Source organism: Pseudoalteromonas sp. SR44-2 (assembly GCF_014163745.1).
Classification (GTDB): Bacteria; Pseudomonadota; Gammaproteobacteria; order Enterobacterales; family Alteromonadaceae; genus Pseudoalteromonas; species Pseudoalteromonas distincta.
The window spans coordinates 1-14,590 of record NZ_JACJDW010000055.1 but is presented as its reverse complement, the minus strand read 5'-3'; the positions used below and the strand labels follow the sequence as shown (position 1 = coordinate 14,590).

The window sequence follows — 14,590 nt, the reverse complement described above, 5'->3', positions numbered from 1 at the left end:
GGTCTTATTTAAGCTTCCAGCTAGACGAGAGGATAGAAGATATCCCCGATGGGTTAAGCCAAAACCATCTAAGTATCCCCATAAAAAGAAAGATGCCAGTCAGCTTAACTGACTGGCATTAGCCTAATGGCTCCTTTTTTATTTTTTCAATTACACAAACTGCTTAAAACCTGAGTGTACACACGGTATACTAAGGGTAATTTTCACGCTACTTCTTAGATAGTAAAAAGCCAAATATGCAAAAATATGACGTAAAAACCTTTCAAGGTTTGATCCTGGCTTTACAGGATTATTGGGCGCAGCAAGGCTGTGTCATTATTCAACCACTTGATATGGAAGTGGGCGCCGGGACATTTCACCCGCAAACATTTTTAAAGTCTATTGGTCCAGAGCCAATGTCGAGCGCGTACGTTCAGCCGTGTCGTCGTCCTACGGATGGCCGCTATGGTGAAAACCCAAATCGCCTACAACATTACTACCAATTCCAAGTAGTTTTAAAGCCATCGCCAGATAACATCCAAGAGCTTTACTTAGGCTCATTAGCGGCAATGGGTATTGATACCCTTACTCACGAAGTTCGCTTTGTAGAAGATAACTGGGAATCACCTACGCTAGGCGCATGGGGCTTGGGATGGGAAATTTGGTTAAACGGCATGGAAGTAACGCAATTTACCTACTTTCAACAAGTGGGTGGCTTAGAGTGCTCACCAGTAACAGGCGAAATTACTTACGGCCTAGAGCGTTTAGCAATGTACATTCAAGGCGTAGATAGCATTTACGACCTAGTATGGGCAGACGGTCCACTAGGGCGCGTAACATACGGCGACGTGTTCCATCAAAATGAAGTAGAGCAATCTACTTATAATTTTGAACATGCAAACGTAGAAGACTTATTTGCACAGTTTGATAAGTGTGAAGCAGAAAGCCAAAAGTTAATTGAAGCTAACTTACCACTACCTGCATACGAGCAAGTAATGAAAGCATCGCACGCATTTAACTTACTAGACGCACGCCACGCAATTTCGGTAACCGAACGTCAGCGTTATATTTTACGCGTTCGTGCGTTATCAAAAGCGTGTGCACAAAGTTACTATGACAAACGTGAAGCGCTTGGTTTCCCGCTGTGTAAGGATAAGTAAAATGTCAGCACAAAATTTATTAGTAGAAATTGGCACTGAAGAGTTACCACCAAAGGCATTGCGTAAATTAGCAGAAGCCTTTGCTGCAAACTTAACTCAAGAGCTAGAAACATTAGAATTAGCACACCAAGGCGTAAGCTGGTATGCATCGCCTCGTCGTTTGGGTTTACAAGTAAAAGCGCTTGAAGCTAAGCAACAAGACAAAGAAGTTGAAAAGCGTGGCCCAGCAACAAAGGCAGCGTTTGACAGCGAAGGTAACCCAACAAAAGCAGCAATGGGTTGGGCACGTGGTTGTGGTATTGAAGTAAAAGACGCACAAACACTTGAAACCGATAAAGGCGCTTGGTTATTGCACATTGCTAAAGTAGCAGGGCAAGAAACTAAAACCCTAATGACAGATGCAATCACAAAAGCATTAAGTAAATTACCAATCCCTAAACCAATGCGTTGGGGCGCGAATAAAACACAATTTATTCGTCCTGTGCATACGGTAACTATTTTGTTTGGTGATGAGTTACTTGAAGGCGAAATTCTTGGTAAGAAAATAACTAACCAGCTTCAGGGTCATCGTTTTCATCACCCAGAAAAAATTAGCATAAACCATGCAGATGACGTTTTTGACGTACTTAAATCTGCTTACGTTATTGCTGATTACGAACAACGTAAAGCGCAAATTCGTACGCAAATAGAAGAGGCTGCAAGCGCAGTTAACGCTGTTGTTGCAATGGATGAAGATTTACTGGAAGAAGTAACATCACTTGTAGAGTGGCCAGTTACTTTAACGGCAACATTTGAAGAAGCATTTTTAGATGTACCAGCCGAAGCGTTAATTTACACCATGAAAGACGATCAAAAATATTTCCCGTTATTAGATCAAAACGGCAAACTTTTAAATAAGTTTTTGTTTGTATCTAACATCGAAAGTAAAGATCCAAGTGTGGTTATTTCTGGTAACGAAAAAGTAGTGCGCCCGCGTTTAGCCGATGCACAGTTCTTCTTTGAAACAGATAAAAAGAAAACCCTAGAAAGCCGATTAGAGTCGCTTGATAGCGTATTGTTCCAAAAGCAACTTGGTACGCTTAAAGATAAGTCTGAGCGCATTAGTGAACTTGCAGGTTATATTGCTGAGCAATTAGGTGCTGATAAAGACCTAGCACAGCGTGCAGGCTTATTAAGTAAAACTGACCTAATGACTGAAATGGTTATGGAATTTACCGACGTGCAAGGTGTAATGGGAATGCATTACGCTCGCCACGATGGTGAAGCCGAAGATGTAGCCGTAGCGCAAAACGAGCAGTACATGCCACGCTTTGCAGGGGATAACTTACCTACAAACTTAATTAGCTGCGCAGTAGCGATTGCTGATAAGTTTGACACGCTGGTGGGTATTTTTGGTATAGGCCAAGCACCTAAAGGTGACAAAGACCCATTTGCTCTTCGTCGTGCTGCTATTGGTGCACTGCGCATCATGGTAGAAAAAGAACTACCACTTGATATTTTAGACCTAGTAGCTAAATCGCAAACATTGTTTGGCGACAAGTTAACTAACTTAAATGTATCAACTGACGTATTTGAGTTTATGCTAGGGCGCTTCCGGGCTTGGTATCAAGACGAAGGTATTGAAGTAGACGTAATTCAAGCAGTGCTTGCACGTCGTCCGACTAAACCTGTTGATTTTGACCGCCGTGTTAAAGCCGTAAGCCACTTCCGTACATTAGACGCAGCAGAAGCGCTTGCAGCAGCTAATAAGCGTGTAGGTAACATTCTGGCTAAAAACGACATTACCAGCCAAGGTAGTGTTGATGAGAGCTTATTAAGCGACGACGCCGAAAAAGTATTGGCATCACAAGTAGCAAAATTTGCCACTGACCTTGCACCACTTTACGCAGATGGAAACTACCAAGAAGCATTAAGCCAATTGGCGGGTATTCGTGAAAGTGTTGATAACTTTTTTGACAACGTAATGGTTATGGCCGACGATGAAGCTGTTAAGCAAAATCGTCTTGCGCTATTAAGCCAGCTAAGCGGATTGTTTTTAGGTATTGCAGATATTTCTGTTTTACAAAAATAACACCGATTAGCAATTTTAAAAGCCAGCGTTTTGCTGGCTTTTTAGTTTTCACTGTATGCAAAGGATACCCATTGATGATTTCTATGAAACGAATTTTAACCTTAGCAATTGCTGGTTTACTTACTGCCTGTACAAGCCAAATTTCGATTAACGATGTATTGCCACAGCAAGAGCTTGACCGCACAATTTACTTACGTGGCGACTTTACATTGTGGGATGCAGAACCTCAGTATCAGTTTGCGCCAGTTGGCCCTGCGCTTTATCAAGCGCAAGTTAAATTTTCGACCCCAGGTAAAGTGTACGAATTTAAAATAGCCGATGCCGATTTTAGTGAAGGCTACAACTGTGGCTACAGCGACGCACAACCAGCAGGACAAAAGCTAACACTGGGCCAGCCAGCTATCGCAGACTGTAATACTATTTATAACTACTTTAGTTTCACACCAGCAATAAAAGGCACGTACATAGTAAGTATTGATTACAGTGACTATGATAAGCCACAAGTGACGATAACGAAGAAGTGATTTTTAGCTATTTAATAGCCCTAATGGGTTGATGGATTTGTGACAAGGACGTTGTAGGATTTATTCAGCATTAACACCAAGGCGGTTTCGTAGTTTGGGTAGAGTGAAGCGAAACCCAACATGTGTGGCGAACAAAACTATTTTGGTGGTTATTAAATACGTTGGGTTTCGTAAAACTCAACCCGACCTACGTGAGTTTAAAGCCCTTTCTTCACCACATATCTATACGGTGCTTCTTCTGCATCTTTAGCCACCAGCGTGTGATCCATAAACGTACAAAAGCTCGGAATATCGCGAGTGGTTGATGGGTCATCAGCAGTTATTAATAACGTTTCACCATCGTTCATTTTACGAATAGCAGCACGTACCATCATTACTGGCTCAGGGCAGCGAAGGCCTATGGCATCTAATTGGTGATCGGGATTATCAAAGCTCATAATAAATTGGCCTGTTTAATTAAAGTGATTGCTGTGTACGCGAGTGCTTAGGTATAGCAATTAATAAGTTTGGCAGTTTAACGCAATTTTATGTGTAATTTAACTATTTTACTTAATGCTTTTAGCAGTTTCAAAATGCTTTATTTAATAATACGCCCGATCACATAATTACGCTGTTACATGCTTGTTTGATAAAGGGACGTTTTATAAATTGAAGCTAATAAAAAAGGCGAACTGAATAAAATCAGTTCGCCTTTTTAATCACCAAGATGGTTTTACATGTTTAAACTAATTAGTCTTGCACACGTTCAAATACAGTTGCAATGCCTTGGCCTAAACCAATACACATAGTTGCTAAACCGTATCGTACATTTTTGTCTTCCATTAAGTGAATAAGCGATGTGCTAATACGCGAACCCGAACAACCCAGTGGGTGACCAAGTGCGATTGCGCCGCCATTTAAATTCACTTTTTCGTCAACAACATCCATTAACCCTAAATCTTTCATTACAGGTAATGATTGTGCTGCAAAGGCTTCGTTAAGTTCTACTACGCCTAGGTCATCAATTGTAATACCGGCTTGTGCAAGTGCTTTTTTACTTGCTGGTACTGGGCCGTAACCCATAATTGATGGATCGCAACCAGCGACTGCCATTGCTTTAATACGCGCACGAATTGGTAAACCTAGCTCTTTAGCTTTCTCTTCGCTCATTACTAACATGGCTGATGCGCCGTCAGAAAGTGCTGAAGATGTACCCGCTGTAACAGAACCCGATGCTGGGTTAAATACTGGGCGAAGCTGAGATAAACCTTCAACCGTTGTTTCTGGGCGAATTACTTCGTCATCTTCAACTAAAATTAAAGAACCATCTGCTGCGTGACCTTCCATTGCTAAAATTTCGCGGCGGAAACGGCCTTCAACTGTTGCAGCGTGTGCACGTTGGTGCGAACGGTATGCAAATTCATCTTGCTGCTGACGGCTAATACCGTGAATAGTAGCAAGGTATTCAGCTGTTAAACCCATAGAACCAGATGCTTGTGCAATTGACGTCGCTAAGCCTGGGTGAAAGTCGTTACCGTGAGTCATAGGAACGTGACCCATGTGCTCAACACCACCAATTAGGTAAGTGTCGCCAGCGCCCGTCATAATGGCGCGTGCTGCGTCATGCAATGCTTGCATAGACGAGCCACATAAACGGTTAACGGTTGTTGCTGGTACTGAGTGTGGAATACCCGCAAGTAGTGATGCGTTACGTGCAACGTTAAAGCCTTGCTCTAATGTTTGCTGTACACAACCCCAATAAATGTCGTCAATTGATGCAGGATCAACCGCTGGGTTGCGTTCTAGTAAGCCCTTCATTAAATGAGCGCTTAAGTCTTCCGCACGCTTGTTTTTAAATACGCCGCCTTTTGAGCGACCCATTGGTGTGCGGATACAATCTACAATTACTGGATTATTCATGATATTAACCTTCCACCTTATAGAAAACACGGCCTTCTTCAGCCCATTTGCGAGTTTGCTCTGATACTTGGTAAATCGCACCTAGGTGAGCGTATTTGTCTGCTGCTGCAACAAAGTTAGCTAAACCAGTTTGATCTAAGTAACGGAACGCGCCGCCTCTAAATGGAGGGAAACCAACGCCGTAAACAAGTGCCATATCAGCTTCTTGTGGAGAAGCAACAATGCCTTCTTGTAAACAAAGAAGTACTTCGTTGATCATTGGAATCATACAACGGTCAATGATTTCTTGTTTATCGAATTCTTTCGGAGCATCAGTAATTGGCGCTAATAGCTCAACTGCTGTTGCATCGCTTGATTTTTTAAGACGACCACGACGGTCTGTTTCGTACTTGTAGAAACCCGCTTTGTTCTTTTGACCAAAACGTTTTTCGTTAGCAAAAACAGTTACCGGATCTTTTTCTGCACGTGCCATACGCTCAGGGAAACCGTCAGCCATTACGCCAGTACAATGATAAGCCGTATCAATACCTACAACATCAAGTAGGTAAGCCGGACCCATAGGCCAACCAAATACGTTTTCCATTACTTTATCTACTTTTGCAAAGTTAGCGCCTTCAACCACTAATTTGCTAAAGCCTGCAAAGTAAGGGAATAAAACACGGTTTACAAAAAAGCCTGGGCAATCATTAACAACGATAGGAGACTTGCCAAGTTTAAGGGCATAGTCAACAACTGCGTTAATAGTTTTGTCTGACGTTTTTGCACCACGAATAATTTCTACGAGTGGCATTTTTGGCACTGGGTTAAAGAAGTGCATACCACAGAAGTTTTCTGGCTTATCAAGTGCTTCAGCAAGTAGGTCAATACAGATAGTCGACGTGTTTGATGTAAGTACAGTGCCTTCAGGCATGTTCTTTTCAAGGTCTGCTAATACTGCTTGTTTAACTTTAGGGTTTTCTACAACGGCTTCAACAATAATGTTAGCGTCTTGTAGGTCTGCATCGTTAAGTGTTGGCTTAATTTTGCTGAGTGTTGCCAACATTTTTTCCATTGGCATGTGGCCACGCTTAACTTTTGCACCTAATAACTTAGACGCTTCACCCATACCTAAATCAAGCGCATCCTGTTGGATGTCTTTCATTATGATTGGTGTGCCTTTATAAGCAGACTGGTATGCAATACCGCCGCCCATAATACCCGCGCCCAATACTGCAGCTTGTTTAATTTCTACATCGCTGTGCTTAGCAAGTTTACGTGCTTTACCTTTGATGAATTGGTCATTTAAGAAAATGCCCGTTTGTGCTGCAGCTTCGTTAGTACGCGCAAGTTTCGCAAAGTTAGCATTTTCGATTGCCATTGCTTCATCGCGAGTACAGTTTGCCGCTGCTTTAATAGTACGTACTGCCATAACCGGAGCAGGATAGTGGCCTTTGGTTTTACCCATTACCATACCTTCTGCCATAGCAAAGCTCATGCCTTGCTCAACACGATTTAATTTAAGTGGCTGTAGTTTTGCGTTGCGTTTTGCTTGCCAATCTAACTTGCCTGCAATCGCTAATTCAAGTGTTGCTACACTTGACTCTAAAAGTTTGTCAGCACTAACTACCGCGTCAAACGCACCTACTTTAAGGGCGTCAACTGCGCGGTTTTCAGCGCCTGAAGTGATCCACATCATTGCGTTATCTGCGCCAATGATACGTGGTAAGCGCACTGTGCCACCAAAACCAGGCATTATGCCAAGTTTAACTTCTGGTAGGCCCATTTTAGCGCTTTCGCTTGCAACACGATAATCGGTAGCAAGTGCCCACTCACATCCGCCGCCAAGTGCTAAGCCGTTTACAACGCTTAGAGTTGGGAATGGAAGATCTTCAATTGCATCAAAAACGTCAGTTGCGTTTTTGATCCACACTACTAAGTCTTCTTCAGGTTTAGTAAATGTAGGTAAAAATTCGAAGATGTCGGCGCCGATAATAAAGTGGTCTTTATCACTGGTAAAAATCATGCCTTTGATATCAGTATTGGCGGCTAATTCTTTTAATGCTGCTGCGCAATCTGAAAGAGTTTTTTGAGATAGTGTGTTTACAGAACCTGCAACACAAAACTTAAACTCGGCGATGTTTTCCTTTAGGAAGCTAACTTCAAAGGAATCGCTTTTATATAACATTATTATTCTCCCTAGTTGACGAACTAAGACTGGTACGATGAGTTTGCATTTCAATCAGTGTGCTTGCTTTAAATTAAAAATGCAACGAAAAATTTAACTCGGTTACAATCGACTGGTTAAAATATAGCTGGTTTGGTGCTAAGGTGGTTGAAAAGTTTTTATTCACAACTTTAATTTTTATTAAAGGACATTATGAAAAAATATTTACTAAGTGTTGCGGCAGCTGCATTCATTTTTCCTCTTCATTCTGCCGAGGCAAGTATCGATAACGATGCATTTTTAGATGCCGAAAAAAAAGTAAGGTACGGCAGTTACCAAGACTTTAAACAAGCGGTTAGTAATCTAAATCATCCGTTAAAACCTTATGTTGAAAAAACGTATTGGCAACGCCATCCGAGCATTAAACATCAGGCAGAAATAGAAGAATATTTAAATATATACCAGCATACGCCGCTTGAGTGGCCGGTGCGCAAAGCGTGGTTAGAATATTTAAAAGATAACAACGAAAAGGCGGCGTATATCCGCAACTATCGTGAAACGTCTAATACGGAGCTTACTTGTACTTATTTAGATTTTCAGCTTGATTTAGGTGCGCCCGAAAAGGCAATTCTAAATCAGGTGACCGACTTATGGGCTGTAGGTAAATCGCAACCTAATGGTTGTGATAGTTTATTTTCTACGTGGCGTAAAAAAGGCTACATGAAAGAAGAAACGGTTTGGAAGCGTGTAACACTTGCTGCACAAGGCGGAACGCAAAGCCTATTACCTTACTTAAAAACTTTATTACCAAGTAAGGAGCGTTACTTAGCTGACTTATATTTAAAAGTGCGAAAAGATCCAAGCGCAGCCGCTGGATTATATAGATATAAAAACAAGTCGGCTAAAGAAGGGCAAATAGCTATTTATGGTGTTAAGCGTTTGGTTTGGCGCGATAAAGAGCTAGCTTTAAAAGCATGGGAAAAGCTAGAAAAAATATTTAAGTACAGCGATGAAGAAAAAGCGGATGTGTATTACACCTTTGCATTGTCACTTGCCTCTAGCGGGCACAAACAAGCGAGCTTTTGGCTAAATAAAGTGCCAAAAGAGCGACTAGACAGCAAGCTTATTCAGTGGCAACTGGGCAATATGCTCAAAACCCAAGATTGGGAAGGGATTGCTGCATTTTTTACAGGTAAAGAAAATTTAAGTCTTGGTCAGCAATATTGGTTAGCTTATAGCTATGCACAACGTGGTGAGCAACAAAAAGCAGACGACATTTGGAAGAAAGTAGCGGCTAATCGTGATTATTACGGCTTTTTAGCCGCAGCACGTTTGGGGTTGCCCGTTGATTTAAATAATCAGCCTTTAGCAGTCGATAAGGTACTTGTAGATAAAGTGAGTAATGCACCAGGCTTTAAGCGTGCAAAAGCACTTTATGATATTGAGCGCTTTACGTCGGCACGCCGTGAATGGAATTACCTAACGGATACCTCCAGCGATGAAGAAAAGCTGGCAGCATCACAACTATCTACCGATTTAGGTTGGCACGACAGTACTATTTTTACTTTAGCAAAAATTAAAGCATGGGATAACGTAGAGCAACGTTTTCCGTTTGCGTTTCAAGATGTTTTTGAGCGCTACAGTAAACGTAGCAAGATAGATGTTGCTTGGAGTATTGCTATTGCAAGGCGCGAAAGCTCTTTTGCGCCAGATGCACGCTCGCATGCTAATGCGCGTGGTTTAATGCAGTTATTACCTAGTACTGCTGAGTATGTAAATAAAGGCAGTGTGACAAGTAGTCGTTTATATCAACCTAAAACAAATATTAGGTTAGGTACGAGTTACTTACAGTACTTAAAAAAGAAAAACCATGGCAATGAAGTACTGGCTACGGCTTCTTATAATGCGGGTTATCACCGTATAAAGCGTTGGTTACCTGATGACGCTATTCCGGCTGAGTTATGGGTAGAGCTTATTCCGTATCGCGAAACCCGCGATTACGTAAAAAATGTATTTGCGTACAGGCAGGTTTACCATACAAGAATGGGCCGAGAAGGTAATGTATTAGCGCCGCTACTCGAAATGAAAATGGGCGGTTAGTAAACATAAGTTTAAAGTAGGGGGATATCTAATGCGTTTAGATATCCCCTTTTTTGAGCGCTGAGGGTAATACCAATTTTATTAAAAACATGATCATTCTAGCGTATTAAATAACTCAATAACTGCATTCAAAATTATTTATATAGAACAACTATGTATCACAATTTTAGCCTTGTTATTAAGCTATTTTCTTATCGCTATAATAGATCATTAATTTAATGCAATTGGTATAAGTGATAGACTCATAGCAAGTTAAATTTAACAGATGGATTAACAATGGATAAATTAGCCGTTTTATACGCCGAACATATTGCAACACTGCAACAGCGTACTCGTACTATTTGTAGCAGCGAAGGGTTAGAAGGATTAGTCATTCATTCAGGCCAAGCTAAGCGCCAGTTTTTAGATGATATGTATTATCCATTTAAAGTTAATCCACAGTTTAAAGCATGGTTACCGGTTATCGATAATCCTCATTGCTGGATTGTGGTAAATGGTAGCGACAAGCCAAAACTCATATTTTATCGCCCAGTAGACTTTTGGCATAAAGTACCAGACGAGCCTCGCGACTTTTGGGCTGAGTACTTTGATATAGAGCTACTACTTCAGCCTGATCAAGTCGAAAAGTTATTACCATACGATAAAGCTAAATATGCTTACATGGGTGAATACATTGAAGTAGCGCAAGCTCTTGGTTTTAGTATTATGAACCCTGAGCCTGTACTTAACTATTTTCATTACCACCGCGCTTATAAAACGCAGTACGAACTTGAATGTTTACGCAACGCTAACCGTATTGCAGTAGATGGGCATAAAGCTGCACGCGATACATTCTTTAATGGTGGTAGCGAGTTCGATATTCAGCAAGCGTACTTAATGGCGACACGTCAAAGCGAAAATGAAATGCCGTATGGCAACATTGTTGCACTTAACGAAAACTGCGCTATTTTGCACTACACGCACTTTGATCCAAAAGTGCCACATACTCACAACTCATTTTTAATTGATGCCGGTGCAAACTTTAATGGTTACGCAGCTGATATTACTCGTACGTATGATTTTAAAAAGCAGGGTGAGTTTGCTGAGCTTGTGCAAGCGATGACAGTTCAACAAATCGAGTTAGGTAAAGGTTTAAAGCCGGGTATGCTTTATGGTGATTTACACGTTGAATGTCATAACCGTATCGCACAAATACTTAGTGACTTTAAAATTGTTAACTTACCCGCTGAGGAAATTGTTGAGCGTAAAATTACATCTACTTTCTTCCCGCATGGACTAGGGCATCACCTAGGTTTACAAGTGCATGATATGGGGAGCTTTATGAGTGACGAAAAGGGCACACATCAACCATCGCCTGAAGGGCATCCGTTCTTGCGTTGTACTCGCCTGATCGAAAAAAACCAAGTGTTTACTATTGAGCCTGGTTTATACTTTATTGATTCACTGCTTGGTGATTTAGCGCAAACCGATAATAAGCAGTTTATTAACTGGGAAAAGGTTGAGTCATTTAAACCATTTGGCGGCATTCGTATTGAAGATAACATTATTGTTCACGAAGATAGCCTAGAGAATATGACGCGTAATTTAGAACTCGATTAATTTCTATAAAGACGAGTTAGCGAATAAACGTTAAAATATGCATATGAACGGGGCCTTTAGGCCCCATTTTTAATTGAGCTTTTAATATGTCTGAATATAAATATCCTGCTGCTGACGTTTTTCATCAAGAAGAAATTAAAAAAAGTACGTTTATAGTCCACATTGCACACACCCCCGATTTAAATTCAGCAAAAACATTTATTAAAAGCATTGAAGAAAAGTATAGCGATGCCCGTCATAACTGCTGGGCACATGTGGCAGGCAACCCCGGTGGCAGCCATGTTTATGGTTTTTCAGATGATGGAGAGCCAAATGGCACAGCAGGCAAACCTATGCTAAATGTGCTGGTGGGATCGGGGCTTGGTGAAATTACCGCAGTGGTTACACGTTATTTTGGGGGTATTAAGTTAGGCACCGGCGGATTAGTACGTGCTTATGGTGGCTCATTGAATAATGCACTAGTAAAATTGCAAACGGTGCTTAAAGTTCCCAGTATTGAAATTACCGGGAGTAGTGAGTACAGCATGCAAGGCGCAATTGAACAGTTATTAAAAACAAAGTATCAAGTGCTTAATATTGATAAGCAATTTACTGCTAATATTGAGTGGGTGATTTCAATCGATAGCCGCGAAGCTCAGGAAGCAATCAAAGATATTTTTGATTTAAGTCACGGCGCAGTTGAGTTAACTATTAAAGAGTAATAACCTACACAAATTGCATATAATGCATACTGACCCTATTTAATTTGGTTGATACTACTCAGCCTGAATTTACTAATAATAAAAGCGACAAGCTAAATGCAATTTCGTACCATCATAAAAATTCTTGGCCAACTTGTTGCGCTGTTTAGTATTACCATGGTGCCTCCGGCACTGGTGTCTTTAATATACAAAGACGGTGGTGGTGTTCCCTTTGTTTTAGCATTTATTTTTAGTGTTGTTATTGGCATGATGGCTTATTACCCAAACCGCCATGAAAACGGTGATTTAAAAGCACGTGAAGGCTTTTTAATTGTTGTTTTGTTTTGGCTGGTACTTGGGGCGTTTGCGTCCTTGCCGCTTATCTTTTTACAAGAACCTAATTTATCGCTCGCCGATGCGGTGTTTGAAGCATTTTCTGGCTTAACAACCACCGGCGCTACAGTACTTACCGGTATTGAGTATTTACCCAAGTCGGTATTGTTTTATCGCCAGCAACTCCAGTGGTTTGGCGGTATGGGTATAATCGTACTCGCTGTTGCTATACTCCCAATGCTAGGTGTTGGTGGTATGCAGTTGTACCGCGCTGAAATACCTGGGCCTGTAAAAGATTCTAAAATGACCCCGCGAATTGCCGATACTGCAAAGCACCTTTGGTATATTTATGTGTCGTTGACTATTACTTGTATGCTGGCTTATTGGGCTGCAGGAATGGAGTGGTTTGATGCGATATGTCATGCATTCTCAACGGTGGCGATAGGTGGTTTTTCTACTTACGACGCCTCCATGGGTCACTTTGACAGCCCTGTAATTAACTTTATTTGTGTGTTCTTTTTAATTATTGCCGCTGTTAACTTCTCCCTGCATTACGCCGCAGTGGCCAGTCGTAACATACAAGTTTATATTAGAGACCCAGAGTTTAAGGTGTTTTTGTGTATTCAATTAGCGCTGGTGGTTATTTGTTTTACCGTACTTTCCTCTAACGAAATATTTGCTAATGGCGATGAAACCCTCGATCAGGCGTTATTTCAAGCTGTTTCAATGAGTACAACAGCAGGCTTTGCTACGGATAACTTTTCAACATGGCCATTGTTTTTACCTATTTTACTTATATTTTCGAGCTTTATTGGTGGCTGTGCAGGCTCTACCGGTGGTGGCATGAAAGTAGTGCGCGTGTTCTTACTTTATTTACAGGGTGTGCGTGAGCTCAATCGTTTAGTGCATCCTCGTGCTATATATTCAATCAAGCTGGGTCGTAAGGCGTTGCCGGATAAAGTAGTAGAAGCTGTGTGGGGTTTTTTCTCTGCTTATGCGCTGGTATTTATTATTATTATGTTAGCGCTTATGGGCACGGGTATGGATAATATAACTGCGTTCTCAGCCACTGCGGCTTGTTTAAATAACTTAGGGCCTGGTTTAGGAGATGTAGCGTCGCATTATGGTGCTATAACCGATGGTGCTAAATGGTTGCTTACTATTGCAATGGTGTTTGGTCGTTTAGAAATATTTACTTTATTAGTGTTATTTACGCCTACTTTTTGGCGTGGATAAACGAGCGGCTTAAGTTTTAAATTACAAAATATTGGAAAAAGGGATATGCCAACAAATTTAGAAAAGCTAAAGCATATAGGTGTAGGCAGTTTAGTTGACCTAGAAATATTAACACCTACAAGCAGTAAGCGTGTTAAAACTGAATTAGTTGGTTTACTCGATAAGCAGTTTATTATTTTAAATTATCCCAATGCTAAGCGTTTACCTGCGGCGAGTGACTATTTACGTGATGGCGTAATGGTTGTTGTAAGAGCACTGATTGAAGGCAGTGGTGGGCAAGTTATTGCGTTTCGCCAGCAAATTATGTCAGTAGCCTCGCATCCTGCTAAACTCGTCTTTATTAATTTTCCTAAGCAAGTGCAGCTATTTGCGCTACGCTCGCAAACACGCATACCTACCTTATTACCTGCAAAGCTAAAACTAAGTGACGATAGAGTGCTTGAAGGCCTTATTAAGGACATTTCACTCACTGGTGTAATGTTTGATATTAGAGGCGATCAGCAAGCTGAAGGTATAAAAGATATGCAATGCACTGTCGTCCTCAATAGTAGTGATAAAGATTTTGAAGGTGAAATTTGCAGTGTTAAAGAGCATGCTGCAGGTGTGCACTGCGGAATTAAGCTACTAGCAAGCGAGGATGAAATGAAAACCTTTATGAAAGAGCATTTTATAGACCCATCTGCGCTTGAGCCCACCGTTGACTAAATCGTTTTTCGCTTATTTGCAACAAAATGGCGTTTTAAGTGAGTATTTATAAAGTGTTTTTTTGTTTTTATATAATTAAAAATATTATTAAAATAAAACAATATGTTACGTGTTTTTTGTTATGGCTTTTTTTTTGTTGTTATAGCTACTTCGTTAAAATT

General features: G+C 41.0%; 11 protein-coding genes. 8 read left to right on the top strand and 3 right to left on the bottom strand.

The annotated features are described in order from the left end of the window. The first annotated feature begins 236 nt into the window (after positions 1–236). The 3 genes from glyQ (at position 237) to H5115_RS19395 (ending at position 3,734) form a co-directional block, all read left to right on the top strand. Positions 237–1,139: a glycine--tRNA ligase subunit alpha gene (gene glyQ / locus H5115_RS19405; RefSeq protein WP_004335201.1), complete on the top strand. Its 903-nt coding sequence runs from the start codon at positions 237–239 to the stop codon at positions 1,137–1,139. Position 1,140: 1 nt separating this feature from the next. After that, on the top strand, positions 1,141–3,210 hold the full coding sequence (gene glyS / locus H5115_RS19400; RefSeq protein WP_182756888.1) for a glycine--tRNA ligase subunit beta: 2,070 nt from the start codon (positions 1,141–1,143) through the stop codon (positions 3,208–3,210). Between the two features lie 74 nt (positions 3,211–3,284). Then, on the top strand, positions 3,285–3,734 hold the full coding sequence (locus H5115_RS19395) for a hypothetical protein (RefSeq protein ID WP_004335197.1): 450 nt from the start codon (positions 3,285–3,287) through the stop codon (positions 3,732–3,734). Between the two features lie 197 nt (positions 3,735–3,931). Here H5115_RS19395 and tusA read toward each other — a convergent pair whose 3' ends face one another. From tusA to fadB, 3 genes are all read right to left on the bottom strand, one after another. Next, positions 3,932–4,171 carry a sulfurtransferase TusA gene (gene tusA / locus H5115_RS19390; RefSeq protein WP_004335190.1) on the bottom strand — a complete coding sequence of 80 codons (240 nt, stop codon included), beginning with the start codon at positions 4,169–4,171 and terminating at the stop codon, positions 3,932–3,934. 292 nt (positions 4,172–4,463) lie between these two features. Beyond that, positions 4,464–5,633, bottom strand: a complete 1,170-nt coding sequence (gene fadA / locus H5115_RS19385; protein ID WP_182756885.1) for an acetyl-CoA C-acyltransferase FadA — start codon at positions 5,631–5,633, stop codon at positions 4,464–4,466. A gap of 4 nt (positions 5,634–5,637) precedes the next feature. Next, positions 5,638–7,797, bottom strand: a complete 2,160-nt coding sequence (gene fadB / locus H5115_RS19380; RefSeq protein WP_182756883.1) for a fatty acid oxidation complex subunit alpha FadB — start codon at positions 7,795–7,797, stop codon at positions 5,638–5,640. A gap of 192 nt (positions 7,798–7,989) precedes the next feature. Here fadB and H5115_RS19375 point away from each other — a divergent pair, with 192 nt between their 5' ends. The 5 genes from H5115_RS19375 (at position 7,990) to H5115_RS19355 (ending at position 14,429) form a co-directional block, all read left to right on the top strand. Continuing rightward, positions 7,990–9,876 (top strand): transglycosylase SLT domain-containing protein, encoded by a 1,887-nt coding sequence (locus tag H5115_RS19375; RefSeq protein WP_182673063.1) that lies wholly within the window; start codon positions 7,990–7,992, stop codon positions 9,874–9,876. Positions 9,877–10,152: 276 nt separating this feature from the next. Continuing rightward, on the top strand, positions 10,153–11,475 hold the full coding sequence (gene pepQ, locus H5115_RS19370; RefSeq protein WP_182756881.1) for a Xaa-Pro dipeptidase: 1,323 nt from the start codon (positions 10,153–10,155) through the stop codon (positions 11,473–11,475). A gap of 86 nt (positions 11,476–11,561) precedes the next feature. Continuing rightward, positions 11,562–12,176 carry a YigZ family protein gene (locus tag H5115_RS19365; RefSeq protein WP_182756879.1) on the top strand — a complete coding sequence of 205 codons (615 nt, stop codon included), beginning with the start codon at positions 11,562–11,564 and terminating at the stop codon, positions 12,174–12,176. Between the two features lie 96 nt (positions 12,177–12,272). Further along, positions 12,273–13,724 carry a TrkH family potassium uptake protein gene (locus H5115_RS19360; protein ID WP_004335179.1) on the top strand — a complete coding sequence of 484 codons (1,452 nt, stop codon included), beginning with the start codon at positions 12,273–12,275 and terminating at the stop codon, positions 13,722–13,724. Between the two features lie 45 nt (positions 13,725–13,769). After that, a complete protein-coding gene (locus H5115_RS19355; RefSeq protein WP_182756876.1) occupies positions 13,770–14,429 on the top strand; it encodes a flagellar brake protein in 660 nt (219 codons plus the stop codon). The last annotated feature ends 161 nt before the right edge of the window (positions 14,430–14,590 follow it).